At 42.9% G+C, this 26,662-nt stretch carries 20 protein-coding genes; all 20 read right to left on the reverse strand.

What is annotated here, in order from left to right; translation table 11 throughout:
• Position 1: 1 nt before the first annotated feature.
• Positions 2–367 (reverse strand): YraN family protein, encoded by a 366-nt coding sequence (locus C5749_RS11460; RefSeq protein WP_105726154.1) that lies wholly within the window; start codon positions 365–367, stop codon positions 2–4.
• A gap of 3 nt (positions 368–370) precedes the next feature.
• Positions 371–1,525, reverse strand: a complete 1,155-nt coding sequence (locus tag C5749_RS11465; RefSeq protein WP_105726156.1) for a 2-isopropylmalate synthase — start codon at positions 1,523–1,525, stop codon at positions 371–373.
• 98 nt (positions 1,526–1,623) lie between these two features.
• A complete protein-coding gene (gene leuB / locus C5749_RS11470) occupies positions 1,624–2,697 on the reverse strand; it encodes a 3-isopropylmalate dehydrogenase (RefSeq protein ID WP_105726158.1) in 1,074 nt (357 codons plus the stop codon).
• Positions 2,698–2,710: 13 nt separating this feature from the next.
• Entirely contained in the window at positions 2,711–4,162 is a 1,452-nt protein-coding gene (locus tag C5749_RS11475; RefSeq protein ID WP_105726160.1) for an ATP-binding cassette domain-containing protein, read from the reverse strand.
• Entirely contained in the window at positions 4,162–4,746 is a 585-nt protein-coding gene (leuD, locus tag C5749_RS11480) for a 3-isopropylmalate dehydratase small subunit (RefSeq protein WP_105726162.1), read from the reverse strand. The genes C5749_RS11475 and leuD overlap by 1 nt, the downstream gene beginning before the upstream one ends.
• A gap of 10 nt (positions 4,747–4,756) precedes the next feature.
• A complete protein-coding gene (gene leuC, locus C5749_RS11485) occupies positions 4,757–6,154 on the reverse strand; it encodes a 3-isopropylmalate dehydratase large subunit (RefSeq protein WP_105726164.1) in 1,398 nt (465 codons plus the stop codon).
• Between the two features lie 88 nt (positions 6,155–6,242).
• Entirely contained in the window at positions 6,243–7,724 is a 1,482-nt protein-coding gene (ilvC, locus tag C5749_RS11490; protein ID WP_105726166.1) for a ketol-acid reductoisomerase, read from the reverse strand.
• Between the two features lie 37 nt (positions 7,725–7,761).
• Positions 7,762–8,229 carry a DinB family protein gene (locus C5749_RS11495; RefSeq protein ID WP_105726168.1) on the reverse strand — a complete coding sequence of 156 codons (468 nt, stop codon included), beginning with the start codon at positions 8,227–8,229 and terminating at the stop codon, positions 7,762–7,764.
• Between the two features lie 7 nt (positions 8,230–8,236).
• Positions 8,237–8,827: an acetolactate synthase small subunit gene (gene ilvN, locus C5749_RS11500; RefSeq protein WP_105726170.1), complete on the reverse strand. Its 591-nt coding sequence runs from the start codon at positions 8,825–8,827 to the stop codon at positions 8,237–8,239.
• 11 nt (positions 8,828–8,838) lie between these two features.
• Positions 8,839–10,581 (reverse strand): biosynthetic-type acetolactate synthase large subunit, encoded by a 1,743-nt coding sequence (gene ilvB, locus C5749_RS11505; RefSeq protein WP_105726172.1) that lies wholly within the window; start codon positions 10,579–10,581, stop codon positions 8,839–8,841.
• Between the two features lie 24 nt (positions 10,582–10,605).
• The gene (ilvD, locus tag C5749_RS11510; RefSeq protein ID WP_105726174.1) at positions 10,606–12,306 is read right to left on the reverse strand and encodes a dihydroxy-acid dehydratase; all 1,701 of its coding nucleotides are present in this window, start codon (positions 12,304–12,306) and stop codon (positions 10,606–10,608) included.
• Entirely contained in the window at positions 12,290–13,180 is an 891-nt protein-coding gene (locus tag C5749_RS11515) for a branched-chain amino acid transaminase (RefSeq protein ID WP_105727010.1), read from the reverse strand. The genes ilvD and C5749_RS11515 overlap by 17 nt, the downstream gene beginning before the upstream one ends.
• A 321-nt stretch (positions 13,181–13,501) precedes the next feature.
• A complete protein-coding gene (atpC, locus tag C5749_RS11520; RefSeq protein WP_105726176.1) occupies positions 13,502–13,750 on the reverse strand; it encodes an ATP synthase F1 subunit epsilon in 249 nt (82 codons plus the stop codon).
• A gap of 34 nt (positions 13,751–13,784) precedes the next feature.
• The gene (atpD, locus tag C5749_RS11525; protein ID WP_105726177.1) at positions 13,785–15,287 is read right to left on the reverse strand and encodes a F0F1 ATP synthase subunit beta; all 1,503 of its coding nucleotides are present in this window, start codon (positions 15,285–15,287) and stop codon (positions 13,785–13,787) included.
• 318 nt (positions 15,288–15,605) lie between these two features.
• On the reverse strand, positions 15,606–17,015 hold the full coding sequence (locus C5749_RS11530; protein ID WP_105726179.1) for a calcineurin-like phosphoesterase C-terminal domain-containing protein: 1,410 nt from the start codon (positions 17,013–17,015) through the stop codon (positions 15,606–15,608).
• Between the two features lie 30 nt (positions 17,016–17,045).
• A complete protein-coding gene (locus C5749_RS11535; RefSeq protein WP_105726181.1) occupies positions 17,046–19,043 on the reverse strand; it encodes a calcineurin-like phosphoesterase C-terminal domain-containing protein in 1,998 nt (665 codons plus the stop codon).
• A 100-nt stretch (positions 19,044–19,143) separates the two neighbouring features.
• Positions 19,144–20,691 (reverse strand): DUF5689 domain-containing protein, encoded by a 1,548-nt coding sequence (locus C5749_RS11540; RefSeq protein WP_105726183.1) that lies wholly within the window; start codon positions 20,689–20,691, stop codon positions 19,144–19,146.
• A gap of 25 nt (positions 20,692–20,716) precedes the next feature.
• Positions 20,717–22,186, reverse strand: a complete 1,470-nt coding sequence (locus C5749_RS11545; protein ID WP_105726185.1) for a SusD/RagB family nutrient-binding outer membrane lipoprotein — start codon at positions 22,184–22,186, stop codon at positions 20,717–20,719.
• Between the two features lie 11 nt (positions 22,187–22,197).
• Positions 22,198–25,449 (reverse strand): SusC/RagA family TonB-linked outer membrane protein, encoded by a 3,252-nt coding sequence (locus tag C5749_RS11550; RefSeq protein ID WP_245893733.1) that lies wholly within the window; start codon positions 25,447–25,449, stop codon positions 22,198–22,200.
• Positions 25,450–25,944: 495 nt separating this feature from the next.
• Positions 25,945–26,541 (reverse strand): hypothetical protein, encoded by a 597-nt coding sequence (locus C5749_RS11555; RefSeq protein WP_146113743.1) that lies wholly within the window; start codon positions 26,539–26,541, stop codon positions 25,945–25,947.
• Positions 26,542–26,662 lie beyond the last annotated feature (121 nt).

Here is a 26,662-nt window from a genome sequence, read left to right on the forward strand (position 1 = left end):
TTTAAGAATAACTGCCCCAAAAGGCATCTTTAACAAGTGAAATATCTTTTTTGCCGTTATGACTATAAACGGAAACAATATCAAATCTAATATCGCCCTGGTGGTTGCTTCGTCTTAGGAAAACACCGGCTGCCCGAATAATATTTTTCTGTTTTTTTAAATCAACAAATTGAGACGGTTCACCATATTGCGTTGAACTGCGACTTTTCACTTCTATAAATGTGAGTATATCTCCCTCTTTGGCAATGATATCTATTTCCCATCGCTTATACCGCCAATTTAATTGTAGAATTTGGTAGCCCTGGGTGCGTAAGAACGCTTGTGCTTCCCATTCACCATGCCTCCCAAATTCTAGATGGCTAGCCATTTTTTATTTTAACAAGGTGTGTAGATCTTCGTCATTGATGTCTTTTTTTGCATCTGCCATGATGAGAAACTTTTCATAGATTACGGCAAGATTACCTTTGTCCAGCTGATAGCCCAAGCGCTCCAAATGGTGTTTTAATGCATGGCGGCCCGAGCGAGCAGTCAGGATAATATCGGCTTCTACCAAGCCTACATCTTCCGGACGAATAATCTCGTAATTTTCACGATGCTTTAAGAACCCGTCTTGATGTATGCCTGAACTGTGTGCAAATGCATTTTTCCCAACGATAGCTTTGTTCGGTTGCACCGGCATACGCATCATAGCGCTCACCTTACGGGAAATATGCGTAAACATTTTGCTGTTGATGTTGGAGGTTAACCCCGGAAATTGACTGGCGTGCACTTGCATAATCATCGCAACTTCCTCCAATGAGGTATTCCCTGCGCGCTCGCCGATACCGTTGATGGTACATTCAACTTGACGAGCACCATTTTGAACAGCAGCGACAGAATTGGCCGTGGCTAATCCTAAATCGTTATGGCAATGTGCTGAAATGATAGCTTGATCGATGTTTTTTACATGTTCTTTTAAGTACTTGATTTTTGCACCATATTGATCGGGCAAACAATAGCCATTGGTGTCCGGTATGTTGACAACCGTAGCTCCAGCTCCAATGACCGCTTCTACCATACGGGCTAAATAGGCTAAATCTGCCCGTCCTGCATCTTCTGCATAAAACTCAACGTCCTCCACGTAAGACTTAGCATGTTTTACCGCCGCAACGGCACGTTCCAAAATTTCCTCGCGCGTGGAATTGAATTTGTATTGTATATGCATATCTGATGAACCGATGCCGGTGTGGATACGTGGACGTTTGGCATACTTCAATGCATCGGCAGCAACATCAATGTCGTTTTTATTCGCACGCGTAAGCGCACAGATAATAACGTCGTCCACTGCTTTGGACAATTCGACAACAGATTGGAAATCCCCCGGGCTTGATACCGGAAATCCCGCTTCAATGATATCAACTCCCAAAAGTTCTAGATCTTTTGCGATTTCTACCTTTTCCGGGGTAGTTAATTGACAACCCGGTACCTGTTCACCATCGCGTAAGGTCGTATCGAAAATATATAAATGATTAGGATCGTGTAACATAGTCTTATAATTATCTAAAGATGATCCGCCACGGCGGACCGGTAAAAAATTATCGAAGAGCTTACTAAAGCTCTGTTTAAAGTTAAAAAATCTTTTCCTTATCTCAAATATTCCAATACTTTAGCTCCCATCTCGTTTGTGCCTAAGACATGGGTAAGAGGCGTTTCTGCATTAGCAATGTCGCCTGTTCTCCAGCCTGCTTTTAATGTATCCGCAACAGCTTGGGTTACTACTTTGGCTTCTTCCTGTAGGCCGAATGCGATATCGAGCATTAAGGCTGCTGATAATATAGACGCCAACGGATTGGCTTTATTCTGCCCAGCAATATCATGTGCGGAACCGTGAATAGGTTCGAAAAAGCCTGTTCCGTCACCAATAGATGCAGAGGCCAACATACCCATAGAACCCGCAATCTGAGAAGCTTCGTCTGTCAGAATGTCGCCAAAAAGATTGGCTGTCAATACCACATCGAATTTTTTAGGGTTTTTCACCAATTGCATTGCTGCATTGTCAATAAACATATGCTCCGTCTCCACGTCCGGGTATTCCCGTGCAATTTCCTGTACAACATCTCGCCACAACCGCGATGTTTCCAGTACATTCGCCTTATCTACCGAGCACAGCTTTTTGTTACGCGTGCGTGCTGCTTCATAAGCTTTACGGGCAATACGTTCCACTTCGTACCGGTGATAGTTCATTAAATCCGAAGCAAAGGTATTATCTTCACTGCGTGTTTTTTCTCCAAAATAGACATCGCCTGTCAACTCGCGGAAAAATAAAATATCCGTTCCGCGTAAAACCTCTGGTTTTAGACTCGATGCCTCTAGTAATTCGTCAAATAGCAATATTGGGCGCAGATTGGCATACAAACCTAATTCTTTTCGTATTTTTAATAGGCCTTGTTCCGGTCTCACCTTCGCCGAAGGATCATTGTCGTATTTTGCATGTCCGATCGCACCGAACAGAATCGCATCAGATGCTTTGGCTTTTTCCAGTGTTTCGTCGGGTAACGGGCTACCAGTTGCTTCGATAGCCGTATGCCCCATGATAGCTTCGTCGAAGCGGAACTCGTGACCGTATTTCGCTGCAACTGTTTCCAACACTTGTTTTCCCCATGTCGTTACTTCTTGTCCAATACCATCTCCGGGGATGATTAAAATATTTTTGTTCATTTATATATGTTATTTATACCGTTACTTCTGTTACTACTTCACCTTTTTCCAACACAAGCCTATGTTCGATGCAAGACGGCATTTGTGATTCATAATGACCAACATAAATCAATGTATTGCCATATGTACACAGCTCGTCTACCACCGCATTGAAGTGCATGGTTTGGGCGACATCCAATCCCTGACAGGGTTCATCAAGTATCAGCAGCGGGGGATTTTTGATAATAGTTCTTGCCAAAAGTGCCAAACGCTGTTTTCCTAGCGGAAGCGTATGAAGCAACTGGTTTTTATACGGTAACAAATCGAAGAAGTCCAACAACTGCTCCATACGTTTTTTCTCTTCGTACTTTACATTTATAAACCATCCTATGCTATCGTAAAAGCCAGATGCCACCGTATGCCATACGGTAGCATTTCGGTCGAAATACCAGTGCATCTCCGGCGAGATAATACCTATCTTTTCCTTAATGTCCCAAATGCTTTCGCCTGAGCCGCGCTTGGTTCCGAAAAGCCAAACGTCAGAAGCGTAGGCTTGGGGATGATCGCCATTCAATAAGCTCAACAAAGTGGATTTACCCGAACCATTTGGTCCCTGCAACAGCCACTTTTCACCTGTTTTTACCTTCCAATTTACATTTTTTAATACGACTTTGTCTCCGTAGCGAACAGATACATCTTTCAGTTCGACTATCGTTTGGCTAATGATTTCTGGCTCCTTTTGTAAAAAATAAGGAAGGGGTTTCTTTTCGCGAACGTCATCTCTCGAAAAATCCTTTGCTTGTTCCACTATATTGAGCTGACCGTTTTGGATTTCAGCAAAACGATTGATGCAAGAGGGGAGTTGTGAATCGTTCGTAATTAAGATCAACGTTGTTCCTCCATGAGCAATTTCATTGAAAATATCCAAAAGATTGGCTCTCGACTGTTTGTCGAGTCCCGTAAACGGTTCGTCAATGATTAAAAGTTGCGGATTAAGCCAGAGAGCCTGTACCAATTGCAGCTTTTTATGCTCGCCACTAGACAGTTCGATCAGCTGTGTATCTTTACAGTTTTCGAAACCTAATGCCCACAAAATAGGCTCGGCATCCACATAATCCAGACCATTTTTCTGACCGAAATGGATGAGATCAGCGTAGACTGTCAGTGTATCGTTTTTTTGGAATTTATTATAGCGTTGCTGATAGTAGAAGTTACGATCTCCCTCCAAGTTGGTAAATTGATACCAGTTGGAAACATAGTATGCGCGCGGCGGGCACGCGCTATGTTCATTAAAATGAAAGGTAATCGTCCCGCTGTTTTTCTCTTCGCCTGCGATTGCTTTGGCTAAAGAAGTTTTGCCTGTTCCGCTTTTTCCGCCGATAACCCAATTTTCGCCTAGGTATATATCCCAATTGAAATCTGACAATACCGCCTGACCGGTGTATTGGAGATTCAATTGCGCGATATGGACGACAGGCTGTTCCATTAGCGTTGTTGTTCGTATGTTTCAATCACGTTTTTATGGCTCAAGATGTAGTCGATATCATCGTAACCATTGATTAAACAAGATTTTTTATACGGGTTGATTTCAAACTCAAAGCTAGCTCCAGTAGCGTTGATAGTTACTGTTTGCGCCACTAAATCAACCGTTAGTTCTGCATTGGGATCTGCAAATACGCTGTCGAATATTTGTTCTAAAAATTCATCGGGGACGGTTATAGGTAATACACCATTGTTTAGCGCGTTGCCTTTGAAGATATCGGCAAAGAATGAACTGATAACGATGTCAAAGCCATAATCTTGGATAGCCCATGCGGCGTGCTCGCGGGAAGAACCGCAACCAAAGTTTTTACCGGCTACTAATATTTTTCCGCTGTATGTAGCATTGTTCATCACAAAATCCGCTTTCGGTTGTCCGTCACTATCATAACGCCAGTCACGAAATAAATTGTTGCCAAACCCTTCTCTGGTGGTTGCTTTCAAAAAACGTGCAGGGATAATCTGATCGGTGTCGATATTTTCGATAGGTAGCGGAACTACCGTAGATGTTAATTTTTCAAATTTTTTCATTTCAGCCTCCTTAAATCAATTCCCGAATGTCAACAATCTTACCACTAACTGCAGCAGCGGCGGCGGTCAGTGGGCTAGCAAGCATGGTGCGGGCATTCGGACCCTGCCGGCCTTCGAAGTTTCTGTTAGAAGTCGAAACACAATATTTTCCAGCTGGGATTTTGTCTTCATTCATGCCCAAACATGCCGAACAGCCAGGTTCACGAAGCACAAAACCAGCCTCTTCAAATATTTTGTCGATACCTTCTTTTTTTGCTTGCGTTTCTACCTGTTTAGAACCCGGAACTATCCACACTTCCACATTATCTGCTTTTTTCTTCCCTTGTACAAATGAAGCAACGGCCCGTAAATCTTCAATACGGGAGTTGGTACAAGACCCTATGAAAACATAATCTACTGGATGCCCTAATAATGTTTCATTATCATGGAAGCCCATATAATCCAATGCTTTTTTAAAAGATGGACGTTCTGATTCGGGTTGATTGGAAGTCGCCGGAATAGCATCAGAGATGCCAATCCCCATTCCTGGATTTGTACCGTAGGTAATCATCGGTTGAATGTCGGCAGCATCGAATTCCAGCACCGCATCGAATTGTGCATCTTCATCGGAATATAGTGTCTGCCAATAGGCAAGAGCCTTATCCCACTCTTCTCCCTTAGGCGCAAACTCCCGACCATGAACATAGTCGAATGTCGTTTGATCCGGAGCGATAAGTCCACCGCGGGCACCCATTTCTATACTCATGTTACAGACCGTCATCCGACCTTCCATACTCAATGAACGAATAGCTGAACCCGCAAATTCTACGAAATATCCTGTACCACCCGCAGCGGTTGTTTTGGAGATGATATATAGGACAATATCCTTCGCACCTACGCCTTTTGCCAACTCACCGTTAACTTCGATTTTCATCGTTTTTGGCTTTTGTTGTAACAAACATTGTGTAGCAAATACCTGCTCTACCTGCGATGTTCCGATTCCAAATGCGATGGCACCGAAAGCCCCATGTGTAGAAGTATGGCTGTCTCCACATACCATTGTTTTTCCCGGTTGGGTAATACCTAGCTCCGGCCCGATTACGTGCACAATGCCTTGATAGGGGTGCCCCAAGCCATACAACTCGATACCAAATTCCTTACAGTTTTTGGTCAACATATCCACTTGGTAACGCGAAAGTTCTTCCTGAATTGGAAGGTGTTGATTGAGTGTAGGCACGTTGTGGTCCGCGGTGGCCACCGTTTGATTCGGACGAAAAACGGGTAATCCTCTTTTCCGTAGTCCGTCAAATGCTTGGGGCGAAGTCACCTCATGAATCAAATGCGTATCTATATACAAAATATCTGGGAAGCCCTCTTGACGCTTGACGACGTGCGCATCCCAAATCTTCTCTACTAATGTTTTTCCCATTTCTCTTTTTTTTGTAATATAGTTACAAAGTTACGAGATAGACTGCTATTCCCGTAACCTTGTAACCCTTTGTCTCCTTAACGCTCTCTTAAATCGTTTTGATAGCCTTCATCGCTGTCATCGCTTTACGTAATCTAACGCCCACGGTTTCTACAGGATGGTTGCGTAAGATTTCGTTCACTTGTACAAGCTGGACGTTGTCTACGGAGCCGTCTTTTCCTTCGTTGAAGTTTTTGCCAACTAAATCGGTATCTACTTTTTTCATGAAATCTGCCAACAATGGTTTACATGCTTGATCGAATAAGTAACACCCATATTCAGCCGTGTCTGAAATGACCCGATTCATTTCGAATAATTTTTTACGAGCAATTGTGTTTGCAATCAAAGGTGTTTCATGCAATGACTCGTAATAAGCCGATTCCGGTTTAATACCTGCTTCCACCATCGTTTCAAATGCTAATTCGACGCCTGCTCTTACGAAAGCAACCATTAACAAATAATTATCAAAATATTCCTGTTCGCTGATTTTTACATCGCCGGCAGGTGTTTTTTCAAAAGCCGTTTCACCGGTTTCTGCTCTCCATTTTAATAGATTGGCGTCTCCGTTCGTCCAATCTTCCATCATCGTTTTGCTAAATTCGCCAGACATGATATCGTCTTGGTGTTTTTGGAATAGCGGACGCATGATGTCTTTCAGCTCTTCAGATACTTGAAAAGCTTTGATTTTTGCTTGGTTGGACAAACGGTCCATCATACCGCTCACACCTCCATGTTTTAAAGCTTCTGTGATAACTTCCACGCCATATTGTACTAATTTGGAAGCGTAACCTGGCTCGATACCTTTTTCTACCATTTTATCAAAGGATAAGATTGAGCCGGTTTGTAATAAACCACAAAGGATAGTTTGCTCGCCCATCAAGTCGGATTTAACTTCGGCTACAAACGAAGACTTTAATACACCTGCACGGTGCCCACCTGTGCCTACACAATATGCTTTCGCGTAAGGCCATCCTTTACCTTCCGGATCATTTTCTGGGTGTACCGCAATTAGCGTAGGAACACCAAAACCTCTCAAATATTCGGCACGCACTTCAGAACCTGGACATTTAGGGGCTACCATGATAACCGTAATGTCTTTACGTATCTGCATACCCTCTTCTACGATATTAAAACCGTGTGAGTAGGATAGCGTAGCTCCTTGTTTCATCAATGGTTGAACAGCATTGATGACCGATGTATGTTGTTTATCAGGTGTTAGGTTGATCACTAAATCTGCTGTTGGAATCAATTCTTCATACGTTCCTACATTGAAGTTGTTGTCCGTGGCATTTTTCCAAGAATCTCTTTTTTGTTCAATAGCTTCTTTACGTAATGCATAAGAAACGTCCAATCCGCTATCTCTAAGGTTTAAGCCTTGGTTCAAGCCTTGAGCACCACACCCTACGATTACGATTTTTTTACCTTTTAAAGCGTTGACGCCATCTGAAAATTCATTTGAATTCATAAATTCAGCATGTCCCAATTGGTTTAATTGCTCTCTTAGAGGTAATGTGTTAAAATAATTTGCCATTGTTTCTGTTATTATAATACGTTTGTTTTTGATTGATTTATTTTTTAATTGCTCTCCGTTGCGCTATGGCATAACCTAAATGTAGGTTATCATGCCCCGAAGTGGTGATCAGTACATCCGCGAAGTTGTGCAACGTTGCTCCATAAGTTGCTGTATCGTATGGTTGGATATTTTGGAATACCCCTTTTTTATAGTCCTCGTCGATTTTTTCTATCGTAGAAAGCGCGAGATTTTTAAGTTCCGCTACTTCTTCCTCCGAAACAAAATAGGTGGGTTTTGAGCCTTTTTTATAGGCTTCCAGATATTTGACGGAGGACGTATCGGAGGTAATACCTGTCCGTACATAACACAAGGTTTGTGTACTCACAACGATATGTCCAAAGTTCCAGATGATGTTATTATTAAAGCCCGTTGGAATTTGGTTGATTTGTTCTAAAGAAAGTCCTTCTAGTAATTGGATAAAAGCCTTCCTCGTGTCTAGGATAAATTTGAATGTTTCTGTCATCTTCTTTCTACATAGTAAACACTCTCTCCTGCTGATCAAGATATTCATTTTCCACGATCTCTGGAGAAGGTTCTTCGCGTTCAAACTGTTTTATTTTTGTATGGAAGCCAGCACTGTCTTTGATAATCGCTATACGCGCACCACGTACAAATTCGATAAGTCCATATTCACCCAAGGCGGCTGTCAGACGGTCGATTTCTTCGCGGTGGCCTGCTGTTTCAAATACGGTATAATCATGCCGGATGACCACGGCAGAGGCGCCGTACTCTCGGAGCAAACGTTCCACAGACGCCTTTTCGGCAATGATTTCTGTAGGGACTTTGTAAAGCGCTTGCTCTTGCCAGATTAATTCTTCATCCGTATTGTAATAGGCCTTTAAAACTTCCACCTGTTTTTCGATCTGTCGACACAGCTTGCGGACCACATCTTCACTCTCGTTAATTAAAATCGTGAATCGATGGATACCTTCTACCTCTGATGGTGAGGTGTTTAAGCTTTCTACGTTGATTTTTCTTCTGGAAAAGATGCCAGAGATACGTCCTATCATACCGATAGAATTCTCTGTGTATAACGTGATCGTATATTCTTGTTTTTCCATTTTCTTTGTTTTTACTTTAAACGTATTTCCGATACCGATGCACCTTGTGGAACCATCGGAAAAACGTTGTTTTCCTTGCCAACCATAATCTCCAATAAATATGACCCGTCGTGGTCCAGCATAGTCTTTAATGCTGAACGTAGATCTTTACGTTCGGAGATCTTATTTCCTTCGATATGATATCCTTTGGCCACAGTTACAAAATCTGGACTCGTTATGTCGACAAATGAATAGCGTTTATCGTTAAATAACTGCTGCCATTGGCGTACCATACCTAGAAACTCGTTGTTGAGGATGAGAATTTTGACTTTTGCGCCGAATTGCATGATCGTTCCTAGCTCTTGGATGGTCATCTGGATTCCGCCATCGCCAATGATCGCTACGACATCACGCTCGGGGGCTCCATACCATGCGCCGATAGCCGCAGGTAATCCAAAACCCATTGTGCCCAATCCTCCAGAAGTAACGTTCGACTTCGATTTATTGAATTTTGCATAGCGGCAAGTAACCATTTGATGCTGTCCTACATCTGTGACGATAACGGCGTCACCGCCGGTTAGTTCGTTTAAAACCTTGATCACTTCTCCCATCGTCATAACATCTGATGTTGGGTTCAATTCATCCTGGATGACTTCTTTAACTTCCTTTTTTTCTAATTCCCGGAATTCCGCTACCCACGCGCTGTGGTCATGCCGTTGGATTAGTTGTGTGAGCATAGGAAGGGTCTCCTTACAATCACCCCATACCGGCACGGTGGTTACCACATTTTTGTCAATTTCAGCCGGGTCAATATCCAAATGGACGATTTTTGCCTGTTTGGCATATTTGTCCAATCGACCGGTTACGCGGTCGTCAAAGCGCATCCCTATGGCGATCAATACATCACATTCATTGGTCATGACATTAGGGGCATAATTCCCGTGCATACCTAACATGCCGACATGTAATGGGTGGTCCGTTTCCAACGCACTCAATCCCATTACGGTCGTCGCTGCCGGAAAACCTCCCTTTTCGATGAAGTCTTTGAGATCTTGTTCTGCCTTACCCAAAATGATACCTTGTCCGAATAATACGAAAGGTTTTTTTGCGCTGTTTATAAGCTCAGCTGCTTTTTCCACATATTCTTTGCGCACAATAGGGGAGGGGCGGTAGCTGCGAACATGATCACATTTTTCATACCCCTTATAATCAAATAATTGTATTTGCGCATTTTTCGTAATATCAATTAAAACAGGACCGGGGCGTCCGGTTTTTGCTATATAGAAAGCTTTTGCCAGCACACTTGGGATCTCTGTCGCGTCGGTAACCTGATAGTTCCATTTAGTGACGGGTGTGGTGATATTGATAACATCTGTTTCCTGGAAGGCATCTGTTCCCAATAAGGAAGCAAAGACTTGCCCCGTAACACATACAATAGGATTACTGTCGATCATGGCGTCAGCTAGACCGGTAACTAAATTAGTTGCTCCCGGGCCACTGGTCGCAAAAGCGACGCCAACACGGCCGGAGGTGCGGGCATATCCCTGAGCAGCATGAATTCCTCCCTGTTCATGGCGGACCAAGATATGCTTTAGTCTGTCATTATAATCGTATAATGCATCGTATATGGGCATAATCGCCCCCCCCGGATAACCAAATAGGGTATCTACCCCCTCTTGAATCAAAGCTTCCAATACCGCTTGCGACCCACTGATTTGGGTGATGGGAGCTTTGGGTTCTTGTGGCTTAGCTAATGTTTTTTCTAGTGTACTCATTTTTTTAATATTGAGATTTTAGAATTACAAATCCGTTACGCAGCCTTGTGAAGCGTTGGCAACGGTCTTCGCATACTTATATAATACACCCTTGTTTACTTTTAAGGCCGGTTGTTTCCAGTTTACTCTGCGAGCAGCAATCTCGTCATCCGACAAGTTTACATTAATGGTGTTGTTTATCGCATCAATTTCGATGATGTCATCGTCCTGGACGAGACCAATAAGTCCGCCTTCGTATGCTTCAGGAGTAATGTGACCGACGACGAAACCATGGGTACCCCCAGAAAAACGGCCGTCCGTAATCAAAGCAACGGATTTCCCGAGACCTGCCCCAATAATCAAAGAGGTTGGTTTCAGCATTTCCGGCATGCCGGGTGCACCTTTCGGGCCTTCGTTTTTGATGACAATAACATCGCCTGGTTTAACACGGCCCGAAGCGACGCCTTTTGCCAAATCCTGTTCTCCATCAAACACGCGGGCAGTACCGGTAAATTTTTCCCCTTCTTTACCAGAAATTTTCGCAACCGAACCTTGTTCAGCTAAGTTTCCGTAAAGAATTTGTAAGTGTCCTGTTTTCTTGATAGGATTATCCAACGGCTGAATAATCGACTGATCGTATTGCATGATCGATTTGATATCCGCAAGATTTTCTGCTACTGTTTTTCCGGTAACGGTTAAACAGTCTCCGTGCAATAGACCTTCATCCAAGAGGTACTTCATGACGGCAGGTGTGCCGCCGTATTGTTGTAGATCCTGCATCAAGAATTTGCCTGATGGTTTGAAATCTGCTAACACAGGTGTTTCATCCGACATCCGTTGGAAATCATCTGGTGTGATATCAACACCCACTGCTTTCCCGATAGCGATAAAATGCAAGACCGCATTTGTCGACCCACCCATAACAACAATCACACGCATCGCATTTTCGAACGCTTTGCGCGTCATGATGTCAGTGGGTTTGATGTCTCTTTCCAAAAGCGTGTGCATGTATTTTCCGACGGCTAAACACTCCTTCTTTTTCTCCTCCGATATGGCAGGGTTAGAAGAGGAATACGGTAAGCTCATGCCCAAAGCCTCAATAGCAGAGGCCATCGTGTTAGCGGTGTACATCCCGCCACAAGCACCTGCGCCAGGGCAAGTATGACGGATAACACCATCATAGTCCTCATCCGAAATGGTGCCCGCTATTTTTTTGCCTAAGGCTTCAAAAGCGGATACAATATTTAATTCTTCACCTTTATAATGGCCTGGAGCTATCGTGCCCCCGTATACCATAATAGCAGGACGGTTCAATCTACCCATCGCCATAATGGCGCCCGGCATGTTTTTATCACAACCAGGAATTGCTACCACACCATCATAATATTGACCGCCACAAATTGTTTCTATACTGTCTGCAATGACATCACGTGATACCAACGAATAGCGCATTCCTTCTGTACCGTTGCTCATGCCATCGCTTACACCGATTGTTCCAAAAGTAAGTCCGACTAAATCACTACTCCATACACCTTGTTTTACCAATTGGGCCAAATCATTCAAGTGCATGTTGCAGGTATTTCCATCGTACCCCATGCTGGCTATACCCACTTGCGCTTTATCCATATCGGCATCCGTAAGCCCGATGCCGTATAACATAGCTTTTGCTGCAGGTTGTGTTTCATCTTGCGTAAAGATGCGACTGTACTTGTTCATGACATTTTTGTCGTCAGATGATGACTTCATAATTCTCTTCTTCTAAAACTAATTTTTTATATTTCCTTTGTATGGAAGCACCTATGGTATGCTCCCAGTCTTCTCTATACGTAATGCCGTCCACTTCCTTGATACCGATAATCTCAGCTGCGGTGCCACACAAAAAAGCACTGTTTGCTTCGTGGACATCTTGAACGGTCAATTTTTTTTCCACCACTTCAATGTTTAAGTTCTTGCACAACTCCATGACGGTCTGCCGGGTAATGCCCGGGAAGACATGATCCAATGGTGGTGTGTATAGCTTAAAATCTTTTTCGATAAAAAGATTTTCACTGGAGGCTTGCGCAATATATCCATCTTGGCCCAACATGAGTGCTTCATCAAATCCTTGTTTGATAGCATCACTTGAAGCGAGGATAGCATTGATGTACTGCCCCGACACCTTTGCCTCTATCCGAAAAGACTTTGGATTGGGGCGTTGAATCTTAGAAGTGCACACGCGGAGAAGGTTTTGCCCTAGATACGGTCCCCATTCCCACGCAGCAATCATGATATGTGCATCTTTTGCCGAAGTAAGGTGCATGTTTGAACCAGAAAACACAAGTGGACGGATATAAGCAGACCGCAGATTATTGACCTCTAATAAAGCGTACGATTTTTCTATCAATACCGAAGCGTTCCAATGATAAGGAAGATCGATGGCATCACATGATCGCTGTAAACGTGCGAAATGTTCTTCTGCTTTAAAAATTCTTGTGCCATGATGTGTGCTGTATGCTCTCAATCCTTCGAAAGCGCCGTACCCATAATGCAACGATTGACCGAATAAATCTATTCCAGCATCTGTGGCCTTTACAAAATTTCCGTCCAAATAAATGTAAGTGTCTTGATTATAATATTGCATGCTAGAGCCTCCCCTTTTCGCTATGGTCAAGTTAGCGCTATTAAAAATTCTTTACAATAGGAAAGCAAAGTATTTTTAAAAAGTTTAATATTTTGATTTTAATATTTATGTAGAATATTGTTTTTAAATACGCGATTTTTATGGTTTAATATTTTTTCGATGGTAGACTAGAATTAAAATTGGTATAGCTGTTCAAAATAGCTTCTTTATCAAAAAAGTGCAAAATTCTTCTTAAAATGGACAAAAGTCGGAGGAAAGTTAAAAAAAGTAGCCCGCGGTTTAAACCGTGGGCTACAAAATTAAAATGTATTTTTTTAACTATTATTCTTCCACGATTCCTTCTGCTAAGACAGTAATATTATTGTCTTTTGCTTCTACAACACCACCTTGAATGACGAAAACAGTTTGGCCTTGCGCCTCCCGAATAATAACTTTTCCGTCTTCCAGCGTAGACACAATAGGAGCGTGGTCCTGCAAAATTTGAAAAGAACCGGCACTGCCAGGTACTGTTACCGCTGTAGCGTTGCCCTCGTATGCTAATTTATCTGGAGTAATAATTGTTAATTTCATGTTTGTAGTATATACACTTGCTTCTATAACGTGTTTAAACGGCTTCCGCTAATAATTTTTTACCTTTTTCGATAGCTTCTTCGATGTTACCAACTAAGTTAAATGCCGCTTCTGGATACTCATCTACCTCACCGTCAATAATCATGTTGAAACCTTTGATCGTATCTTTGATATCGACAAGCACACCTTTTAAGCCCGTAAACTGTTCTGCTACGTGGAACGGTTGCGATAAGAAACGCTGTACACGGCGCGCGCGGTGGACGGTTAGTTTATCCTCTTCTGATAACTCATCCATACCTAGGATAGCGATGATATCTTGAAGTTCTTTATAACGTTGCAAAATTTCTTTTACGCGTTGAGCCGTGTTGTAGTGTTCATTGCCTAATACTGCTGGAGTCAAGATACGAGAAGTGGAGTCCAAAGGATCAACCGCTGGATAAATACCTAACTCCGCAATTTTACGTGACAATACTGTTGTTGCGTCCAAGTGAGCGAAAGTAGTCGCTGGTGCAGGGTCAGTCAAGTCATCGGCAGGTACGTATACTGCCTGTACTGACGTAATAGATCCATTTTTAGTAGAGGTAATACGTTCTTGCATCAGACCCATCTCTGTTGCTAAGGTTGGTTGGTAACCTACCGCTGATGGCATACGACCTAAAAGAGCCGACACCTCAGAACCTGCTTGGGTGAAGCGGAAGATGTTGTCAATAAAGAAAAGTATATCCCGTCCTTGACCTTCTCCATCTCCATCGCGGAAATATTCGGCTACGGTCAATCCCGATAATGCTACACGAGCACGTGCTCCTGGAGGCTCATTCATCTGGCCGAAAACGAACGTGCATTTTGAGTCTTTAAGTAATTCTTTGTCCACTTTGTCCAAAGGCCATTCGCCTTTTTCCATGCCTTCCATGAAGTGCTCACCATATTTAATAATACCGGATTCAAGCATTTCACGCAATAAATCATTTCCTTCACGCGTACGTTCTCCAACACCAGCAAATACGGAAAGACCACCATGCCCTTTAGCGATATTGTTAATCAATTCTTGTATCAATACCGTTTTTCCTACTCCGGCACCACCAAACAAACCGATTTTACCACCTTTTGCGTAAGGTTCCAGCAAGTCAATAACTTTGATGCCTGTAAATAGTATTTCTGATTCAGTCGATAATTCATCGAATCTAGGTGGTTCGGCATGGATCGGGCGTCCGTTTGTTGTGTCCAAGTCTTGGATACCATCGATGGCACCACCAACTACGTTAAATACGCGACCTTTGATTTCTTCACCAACAGGCATTTTAATCGGAGCACCAGTGCCAACCACTTTCATTCCACGTACCAAACCTTCAGTTGCATCCATCGCGATAGTACGAACACGATCCTCGCCTAAGTGTTGTTGTACTTCTAGAACGATGCGTTGTCCATTGTCTTTTTCAATATACAAGGCGTCGTAAATCTTAGGAAGATTCTCATTATCGGTGAAGTTGACATCAACTACTGGGCCGATAATTTGCGCTATTTTACCAATATTGGGCATATTATAGGGACTAAATAATTATTAATCAATTTACAGCAGATGATTTTTATACATCCACATTTTGGATGGCAAAAATAAGCTATATCTTATTAAAAGCAAAACGCTTATTGATAATATTTTATTTTTCTTTTTTTACCCCCAAAAAAGAAACAAAAAAAATCGTCACTTAAAAATTTTGAAAGGATAGGGTAATACTAAGCATGAGTTTCTACAGATTTCAAAATTTTTGATGCGAGCTATAGAGTTAAGGAGAGATAGTGCAATGTTGTATAGTTCAATAGCCTTGATAATCTTGTATCGTTCAATTGTATTGAGCGGTTAAACGAGTTTAATATCTTCCGTGTACTCATTGCCAAACCGATCGGTGACCATAATCTTCACTATTTTAGCATCGGTTTGGGTGTAAAATAGATGGTCGGTACGCCCGGGTTCAACCCAGCCTCGGCGTTCTTTTGGTAGCTCTTTACCTTTATATAGGGCAACAGCCAGTTCATCAAAACCTTTCGTTTGTTCTAATTCGCCTTTGTCCACGCCATCAGCAAACCAGGTCACTTTCCAAGCAGGATCGTAATTCCATACATTGACCATCACGCGGTTCATGCCGCCGTTAAGTTTTTGGACGCTGCTACGGAACTGATAGCTGCGGTCTTTACCGATGGATTTATAAAACCAGCTTACTGATGTGCCGTTTATCTCGAAAACACCATAACCACGGGGTGTACCATCTGTGCAAATAGGGCCTGTCCACCAGGCACCACATAATGTGGCATGGGTGTGTTCGTAGATGTGCCCGCTAACATGGTTGGCGTTCCTGTGGGTATGGCCGGAAAGAACATGGATCTGCTGAAAACCCTCGAGAAGCGTGTACAGCTCATCTCGGTTTTTTATACTATTGTAGATAGGGATATGCACACTAATAATCAACACGCGGTCTTTGGGGACGTGCTGCAGATCTTTTTCCAGCCAAGAGAGCTGTTTGGCACTGATATGACCGTCGTATTGCTTGATGCTGGTGTAGCGAATAGTATCCAATACAACATAATGTGCCTTTCCCCGGTTAAAGGAATAATAGGAAGGACCAAAATGCTCCTTGAATAAGGCTGAGTCATCGGGTTCATCGGCTGTTACTTCCTGTTTATCGTGGTTTCCAATTGTCTGAAAGAAAGGAATACCTACCTTGCCTATCGTTTCTTTGTAATCTTGCCACAACTTTGGTTTATCCCAAATGGAATCCCCCAAACTGATACCGTGAAATTTTTCCTGAGGCATGGACGTGAGGAATTGTGCTATGTCCGGAAGTGATTCTTCCCTAAATTGCCGGGCGTCTTCCTTATCCCGTATCTGGGGATCGCCTAAAGCAAGGAAATAGTGGTGATTATCGTTATACGCTGTCTTTTCTAGTTCGAAATCGTAGTATCCAGTTTCGGGTAAGCGGTAGATTGCAGCAAAACCGTTTGCATTCTTTACGTTATAACCCGATGGATTCGAAAGGAAAATATGTTTAGCGCTGTTGTGCAGCTGTAAGGTATATCTTCCCCTTCTGTCGCTTACTGCCACATTGTATCCATCGGATACGACGACATTGGCGATATTTCTTCGGTGGGCTCTTATGCGTCCTTTGATTAATTTGCCCTGATCTTGCGGTAGTATGACAGCAAAAGCTTTACCCGAAAGGTAGAGCCCGCCGATGAGGAGTCCGGATGATTTTAAGAAGTGTCTTCTGTTCATTTTAACAATCGCTTTAATGTAAGAAAAATTCTATCGCATACTGTAATTAAATGCCTTGGGTCTTTCCATTGTTTCGGAATAAACGTTCCCGAACCTGTCTGTTACTTGTATGTCTAAAGTGGTATTAGGGGTACTTGCCTTTACCTTAAACATATGTGACGTGTTTGCTGAATTGAAAGTGGGTACAGCATTTACGTTTAGTCGTTGCATAGCATAAGATATAATATGCAGGGGATCTCGCGAATCAATACGCTGTACGGTCAATGATGATCCATTCTCCGTAACTGAAATGTTCCATTTAGGATCGTAGCCCCAAATGTTGATTAATACTTCGTCATTGTTGTTTTCCGTAGCGAAGTCAAATGCATATTGGGGAACCAAACTTTTATGTTGGCTATTTGCAGCGGAGGTATATTTGTCAGCAGTTATATGGACATTATTAAGATCGTAGGTTCGAAATTGATACTTATTTTCGTAGCCGATGGATTTATAATGCCATTTAATGTTGGTGGAGTTCATTTCCCAAACGCCGTATCCTCCTGGGCTGCCGTCGGGAGAAATGTGATTGCCGGAATAACCGTTTCGGCCTGTCCACCACCAGGTTGCACAGATTGCTGCCGTGTTGTGTTCCATAAATTTATCGCCCCTCAGTACCCGGTAGTTGACGTGGGTATGGCCGGTCATGACATGTACTTCATTGAATCGGCTTAATAAGTCCACAAGCTGCTGCGCATTGCTTGTGCGGTAGTTAGGTGTATTCCCATTAGCCGACGGTGCGTTGTGCAATTGGATATGTGTAACGATAACAATGGGCGTTGAAGAATTGACTGCTTCTAAATCTTTTTCCAACCAAGTCAACTGTTGGTCTGCGATTTTAGCATTATAGTTTCTTTGTCCAACATTGCCTGTAGATCCGCCAGTGTTGATGTATTCGGTATTGTCCAGTATCACATAATGTACTTTGCCTAGATTGAAAGAATAATATGTAGGTCCTAGGGTACGACGGTAAGCATTCTCAGCGAGCCAATCACTAGCAAAGTAAGGATCGTTATCATGATTGCCCATCGCATTGAATACGGGAGCGTTGAGTTTGCTGATCTGCTGTACATATTCGGGCAGTGTAAAATTGTTACTGTACCAATACGTTTCCCAGGTGAGGTCTCCCAACGTCAGTGCATACACTTTTTTTCCTTGTGCTTGATAGTGGGTTATTTGTTGATTTGCATCGCTCAAAAAACCATGCTGGAATTGAGCTAGATCGTCATTTCTAGCGGCTAGATGCATATCTCCCAAGCTAAGCAATATGTGGTTGTCGTTAGCAACAGGTTTTAGCTCGAAATCTTTGGTGTCAATTATATTAGGGTTCGCGTTCAAATAACGATAAAACTGAGGAAGATTGTTGTTTGTGCTGACTACCTCGAAATTTCCGGGAATAGAAATAAAGACATACCCTGTTCTTTTATTGGAGTGAAGGTAATACACACCTTCTTCATTAGTTTTTGTAACATCATAACCGTCAGAGACAACGACATTGGCGAGGCCTTCGCCATTTATGTGCACGACGCCTTTCACGTTTTTACCTTCGCGATCAGGAATATCCGTACGTAATACATAATTGAACGTCGTCGTCCCCAATGTCTGGCTTAGATCCCCACGTTGAGCCACTAAAGTGTACCTTCCTTCAAGGAGGTCTTCGGGAAAAACGACGAGAATGTGATTGCTTTCTACTTTTGTTACAGTTATCGTATACGATTTCGTTAACCCATCTAGGGGTGTAAGCGTAATGACATCGTCAGCTTGGTATCCCTTGCCGCTTATTCTCGCTTCTGTATCTTTTTTTATATCAAATACAGCCGGAATAGAAACTTCGGATAGTTGTAGTCTGTCTACTTGTTCCGGTGGATTTTTATCTTCGTCAGGCTTTGTGGTTGTTTTCTCACACGAAATGATTGAGAACGAGATAAACAGGGATAATATAAACAAATGGAAAAGCCGGTACGTTTTATAACGTAAGTGTTCTTTTTTCATTTTTTTGACTAGTATAACTTTAGTTATTCATAATTATTAAAAGAAGATACCTGTCAACGTTTTTTCGTAACAGGTATCTCCGAATCTAATTTGTTTCTAGTTATTCGATTTGTTGTGTGGTAAATTCACCCTCCTCAAGTTCACTTGCCGAGGACTGTTTTGTCAATACGTATCCATTGTAGCTTCTAGGAGTTTCCCATTTCCGTGTAGTCATATTAAAGACTCCTCCTAGCTGTACGAATATTCCTATATTTGCGGGCAAGAAGTGCGGCACCCGATATTGATTGGTACCCATAGAAAAGAACGGCTGCGCGTCGCCCGTCTCTCTGTGGAATGGACTGTAGTGGTCGTTGTTTGCTACGCGATAGCCTAAGTTATTGATGGAATCAATAGTTGTAACAGTGCCCGTGCCACCGAACATCACGAGATCAATCGGCACACTTGCTTCGTTAATATTTGTTCCAACGAATAATGCCATGCCGCTTGGATGACCACTATTGGCCAATATGTTGGCGTTGGCATCACCTAATCCATCCCCGCCACTTGTCGCATAAGGAATAGCTCTAATCCAATTTAGCTCGGTAATTTGTGTAGAGTTCGCTCCATTGATACGTTTTTGGTGTCCGCCTACATAGAAGAATTCTCCTTTTTTAACAGAACCCTCGGTTAAGTTGAACTTCAACGTACGCATGCCACCTGTGGCCCATCCGGCTCCCGGAGGCGCACCTGCATTTGGCTGATTTCCTCCCGCATTGTTGGTCGTAACGACGGAGAACGGTATTGCAGAAAAATCAATATCGGCGTTTGCACGAAGTTGGATGTACTCATAGTTACCATCACCTCCCTCAGGATCGGCACAATAGCCGGTGAAGACAAGCGGCATATCGCCGAGGTCGCCAGGAATTTCTGGGTCAGATATATCTTCGATATCCGTGGCATATAGCGGCCATATCGCCATGGCGCCTTCTGTATCGGTGTCTCCTAAGAGGATACCCCGTACATTGATATTTCGAGGTACCACCATGTCTGCAAACGGCGCAGAGGATAAGGTTCGGATGTTCAAAGTATCGGCACCGTTTACCATTCTTTTTACACCACTGAAGGTTTGTCCGGCTTGCGGACGAGGGAATATCTCACCCCCGACGACTTTTACTAAAGTGCTTTCGTATTCATTCGGACGCTGATAAATCGCCGATCCGGTGACGTTGCGACCGTATAAAGCGGACGTCTTACTGACCACTTCAATATCCGATGCGGTAATACCATCGATAAGTAAAAATCCTTCTCGTTTCAGTTGTTTATCTTGTACATGAATCAATATGGAGTCGCCTTGTTGGTAGTTAGATGCGATGCTGCCGACCTTAAGTGCTATTCCGTGTAACTTACCGGGTTTAGCCTGTTGCACGACAATGATGCCTTCGGGTGTGTTTCCCGATTCGTAGTCGGATATAACTACGCCAGTCGTCATATGTGCTTCGGAAAGCTTCTCCGCTGTCATCTGTACATCATCGCCCTTATGTATTTGCCTCAGATCTTCGATGGCAATATAGGGACTCGGGGTGCCATTGATAAAGTCTCTTTTCTCACACGACTGCATGATTAATAGGTAGACAGGCAACAGAAGTATGTATAATAATTTCTTTTTCATCTGTATAAATTTTTATTCATCTAAATTATGGTCGCTGCCACCAAACCAAAGTGTTGATGTCGTCTGGACCTTGTTCCGCTACCGCATTTTGATAATTTTCTCGATTTGCAGTTTGCACATATACTGGATAAATCAAGCGTGCCGGCATTTTTCCGTCATTGAGATGCCCAGGGCCAATAGGTAAAGTTGGATGTCCAGTACGCCGGTATTCAAACCAAGATTGCAGATCTGTAAAGAACAGCGCGTAATATTTTTGTAGATGGATTAACTCCATTTTTTCATATTCGCTGTAACCATCATCCCACGCGGTAAGTTCTGTTGTCAGGTAAAAGGACGGTACTTCGTGGTTCCAAAGATGGATGCTGGATATAATGCCCTCTTCATAATACTCTTGGGCTGATTTAGCACTTATCCATCCTTTAACTGCTGCCTCAGCCAGAATAAATTGAAGCTCGCCGTAATTGAGAATATTGCCCATTAGGGGGTGTGACAATAGTCCCGTATGAAGCGTTGAACCAGCCACGGGAGGTTGTCCAATTGGGTATCCGCTCGGCACACCGAAATAGTCACCACCAGCTAACGCTAACCAAGTTACTATCCGAGGGTCACTTCTTTCGTTAAGGTTATCTACAAAAAAGCTAGCGGATTTGGGAGCGTACCAATCCGCTGGCCGCCACGTAGCAAAGGGTGATACATATGGCGCAGATCCTGTCCATCGTAGAATCGCCGAATCATCGTTACTGATCATGATAGGATAGTCTAGTGGGGCTTGATCTACAATCTTGGTGATGATGGCGGGTGTATTTAGTTCTGTTTTATGGGACAAGCGTAACGCTAACCGGAGATAAAGAGAGTTTCCGAATTGTCGCCATTTTCTAACACTACCGCCGAAGATCGGGTCTGCATTCCCTGAAATTTTGAAATCAGGAGCTAGGCCACCTAACAACTCATTTGCTTCTTCTAATTTCTCAAACAAGGCCGGATAAATATCTTCTTGTTTGTCAAATGCAGGAGTGAAATTATTAAGGTCTTTACCTCGTAGAGCTTCGGAAAAAGGGATGTCACCGTAGGTGTCCGTCAATATGGAAAATAGCCAAGCTTCACATATCTGCGCGATCCCCATGTACTCGGGCTGATTGAGTTCTTTACCGAACTCATAGACGTCTCTAAAGTTTCGTAACTGGAGGTACAGATTGTTCCAAAGGTAAACCGCTTCTGTTTCCCTGATGTCGTATCGAAATATTCTACCTTCACCGTCGCCCATGTTTACCGTTACCTGCATGAGTTCGTTGGTGACACGTTGGGCTCGGCTCATGCCATAACTGACGGATTTTGTAATCGCAGGAGCCAACAGGTTTTCGGGCTGTACTTTGGGGCTTGTATTCGGGTTGGTATTTAATTCTTGAAAGCCCTTATTACATGATATCGATAAGATCATGCTGGCCAAACCGATGCCGAGAAAATATATCGTTTTAAAAATGAATTTCTTTTTCATAACAGTATTTATTATAAACCTACTACTAAATTAAAGCCGAACGTACGTGTAGCCGGGAACTGCCCTAATTCGAACCCACGTGTAATCTCTCCATTTCCGAGTGTACCAAATTCAGGGTCGAAAGCTGGCCAATCAGACCAGATGAATAGGTCTCTGCCGAAAACACCTACCGTCGCACGTTGTAAGCCTATACGACTAAGTAGCGTCTTGTTTAAGCTGTAATCAAAACGTACTTCGCGAAGCTTTAAGAAATCTGTGGAATAGGATGTTCCTTCTACATTGTCGCGTCCTAAATGGGCATTGTAGTAATCCCATACATTGGTCGCAATAACATCGTTTGAACGATATGTGCCATCGCCATTGTCAATAACCCCATTCCCGATAATACCGTTATAGCGACCTGGAAGGGTGTTTTTCGTTTTTCCCTGCTCGGACAATACGGCAGAAGTAAGGGAGTACCCCACGGCGCCAAAAGCAGCATCAAACATGAATCCTAAGCGAAACTGTTTGTATTGGAATTCATTATGCAATCCAACACGCCAAGCAGGATTGGTCTGCCCGATATATTGTACCTCTTCGGTAATGGCGGGCAGCCCATTTTCATAGATAATCTGTCCATCAGGTGCACGTTTATAGCCACGACCCCATAACTCATCCATGCGGCCGCCTACGCGGGCAAGAATCGTTCCGCGACTTCCAGGTCCATTTTGGAGTATCATCTCGGTGTCTAGATTATCCGTTAATTCAAGCACCTTATTTTTATTCGTGCTAAATGTGGGGCTCACCGTCCATTGCAGGCCGTCCTGTATGCGTATCGGAACGATTCTAGATTCGATTTCAAGTCCGGTGTTTTGCAGGAGGCCAGCGTTCACAAGGACACTATTTGCACCGGAAGAACGGTCTACTTGGGCAGTTAGATGCTGATATGAGGTCTTGGCCGTGTACCACGTCATGTTTAGCGAAAAGCGGTTCTGGAACATATTAATATCTGTGCCAGCTTCATAGCTCCACGTCGACAACGGCTGTAAGTATAGATTTGGCATGGAGGTCGGGTTGGATCGTCCGCCGGGAAACGTAGGATCGACCGTATAATTGTAAGATGTTCGGAAAGGTGTCATCGAACCGCTGCCAACTTCTGCGGCTGACCCTCTAAATTTGATAAGAGAAAACTGCCTAGGCAATTCCACAAGATCGGATAGTACAAAGCTAAGATTGAAAGACGGGTACTGGAACGGTTTTCCTTTACTTAGCGGTGATGCAAGGGTACTTGACCAATCGTTTCTAAATGAAAGATCCGCAAATAAATAATCTTTATAGGATATAGTACCTAAGGCATATATACTATTGAATGCATAGTGAGAACGGTAGGGGGTGCTTACTAATATACCTGCTGCATTCCCTAAATTATAGATACCGGGGTAAGCTAATGAATCTGCAGCATTACGTTCCAATAAACCTTCGTTTCGCAGGCTACTACCCCCGGCAGTTACACTAATTTTGATATCTTCATTGATTTCCTTGTTATATGTTAGCATGATATCTGAGGAAATTTCCGTATTGTTTATTGTTTGTGTGCGAAACATACCTTTTCGGAATTTCTCCGTATCGTATGGCCGTTGTTGGCTACGTTGTTCTGCATTTAGATCCATGGAAGTACGTGCCATCAATTGCCAGTTGTCTGAGAATTGATACGATGCTTCTACGCTACCTGTTAATCCATGGCGCTTGTTTTTATTTAGCATTTCATTGACGATCAAGAATGGATTATCTACTAAACTACTGAAAGGATAGTTTTGCAATTGGTCTTCTTGTCCGGTTTGCCAATATTGTCGTAACCAATCCAAAGGAGCGTTAGGCTGCCAGAACATATTCCAGTACATAAGCGATTGGTTGTTATATCCTGTAGAAGGTAAATTATCACTGCGGTTTTGACGATAATTAATTCTTGCCTGTATTTTCAGTTTATCGGTTACGCTATGGTTTGCCGTCAGGGAAACGTTGTTTCTTTCATATCCTGTATTGGGAATAATCCAGTTGTTTCGTAAGTCAGTAAGGGAGAAACGGAACTGAGTTTTGTCGTCGCCGCCATCTAGACTGATCGAGTTTGTAAACGTCGTGCCCGTATTGAAAAACTTTTTGCGCTCATCCGGGTAGGCTTGCCATAAAGTTCGTTCTGTTGCACGTGTTTGCGTTAAGGGGTCGTATTGGAAATAATACTGTCCGTCAAATTTGGGACCCCATGCTGAACTCGTGCTCCGCGTACTACCGCCATCTGGTCCAGCTAAAAAAGAATAATAGCGTACCCCCTCTGTTCCCTGGCCATATTCAAATTGATAATCCGGCCATCTGGAAATCGATTCCATAGTAGCGTTAGAAGTTATTGTAACACCAACACCTTTTCTTGAACGGCCTTTCTTTGTCGTGATAACAATCGCGCCGTTGGCTCCGCGCTGTCCATATAATGCCGTTGCATTGGCACCCTTTAATACGGTTAGTGACTCGATGTCTTCTGGGTTGATATCGTTGATGCCCGTACCGAAATCGGAAGGTGAATCGCCGCCTAGGTAAGCTCCATGACCTGTGCCGACCTGATTTCCGCTACTGTGAGATATGACAACCCCATCGACTACAATTAAAGCTTCATTGTATCCGGTTAAGTTATTTTCCCCACGTAGGATGATTTTATTAGATCCGGCAGGCCCGGCTCCCGAACGGACGAGGTTTACTCCAGCAACGCGACCGGATAATGCCTCCGACCAGTTGTTGGGAAGTGCTTCGGTAAGTTGCTCCCCTTTTAACTCGGTTGCGGCATAGCCTAACGCTTTTTTCTCCCGCTCTATTCCCAATGCTGTTACCACAACCTCTTCAACTTCTTGCATACTAGATGCTAAACGGACAGTAATCTCTCCCCCCGCAGTAACACGTTGTGTGTGGGCGGTGTACCCTATACTGGAAAAAGTTACTTCGTTTCCTTGCGGTACGCTAATGGAAAAATTTCCAGAAGCATCGGTTGTACCCAGCGTTCTTCCCTGGCTGGTAATCGTGACTGATGAAACGGGTTCGCCACTGGTGGCATCTAACACTTTTCCTTGCAGCGTTACTTGTTCTTGATTCTGATAGCTGATGTGCGTTCGTTCGATATTATTCGCTGCTGCCGGAGCCAGTGGAGCGAGTAATAAGAACGCAGATAACCGCAGCATACAATTTCTTTTTGAAATTACATGGTGGCTTTTTGCTCTTTGGTCGAGTAAAATTCTCATCATATTGGTGTTTTTTGTTATTATTCGAGTTAGCGTGTAAACTAGTGTAGTCATTTTAACGTAAGTCCCCTTTTGAAACGAAACTCTACGAAAGCTTTTCATTTAGTTCCTAATATATTGCTGTCTTCGTCTTATTATTAAGTTTATCTGTCAGAGGCTTATTTGTTGTTCTTTAATTTTATCAGAGAAATAGTCAGTTTTGAAATACAATGTTAATCATAAAAAAGTTAATACGCAATAATTCGTAACTAAAAAATATATAATCGTAGGCAAGTGAAAGTTTGTTTATTGTTTTTCGAAAGTGTAATGTAACTATATGATAATGCGAATGGACACCAAGGAGTAACATAACCCGTTGTGACATAAAAATGCTACGACAAGATCAAATTGGGGCTACTAGTGGTTGTTGGGGTAATTGGTTGATATAGAGTGGGTAAAAATACAGAAGCACGCCAATCCTGGCGTGCTTCTGTATGAAAATATTGAGAAAACGGTATATTAAGAACCGCGTTTCATCTGCTCATCGAGCAATTGGCGTTTGAGCAGTTGCTCTTTTTCCAGTGATTTCTTGCGTAAATTCTGTAATTCCTCCTGTAATTCAGCTGCAGTTTTTTGGTGTTCGTTTGTGTCCACCTTTGCCTTTCTGAAGGAAGCTAGCGTTATTAAAAAGGCCAATAAAAAGACAATAATAATACTCCACACCATGGTGTGGTAAGATCCTTTGGCAAAATCAATACCCAGGAAAGAAATGCTATCCGTCTTATGTCGTTCCGTTTGCAACGCAGCATCCAATGTAGTAACCGAATCTCGCAAGGCACTAATCGTGCCCGTCGATGAAGAGGTGTTTGTTTTTAGTGCCGTAATCTCTTTTTGATACCGTGCTATGGAGTCCAGTACATTTTTTCGAACAATTTCTAAATTCGTCCGACGGATAAGCTTGAAATCGCCCGCCTGCGATCTAGACATATTGCTGAGGTTAGTGAACTGTTCATTCAATGTGCCTTCTTGTATGGCGTAGGGCAACATGCGTTTTTGTTGTCCGAAAAGCGTAGTTGACAATACGATAAAAGCGAAAAACACGAGTTTTTTTAACATAAACATGGAGGTATCTAAAATAATTTCTTCTTAAATAGAGCGCTAAAGTTGAAAAATAAATAATGTATTTGCAAATTTTTGCTCTTCGATATTATATTTTTTATATCATGTTTGCTTCTTT

Origin of the sequence: Sphingobacterium gobiense, assembly GCF_002980575.1 — a bacterium.
GTDB classification, from domain to species: domain Bacteria; phylum Bacteroidota; class Bacteroidia; order Sphingobacteriales; family Sphingobacteriaceae; genus Sphingobacterium; species Sphingobacterium gobiense.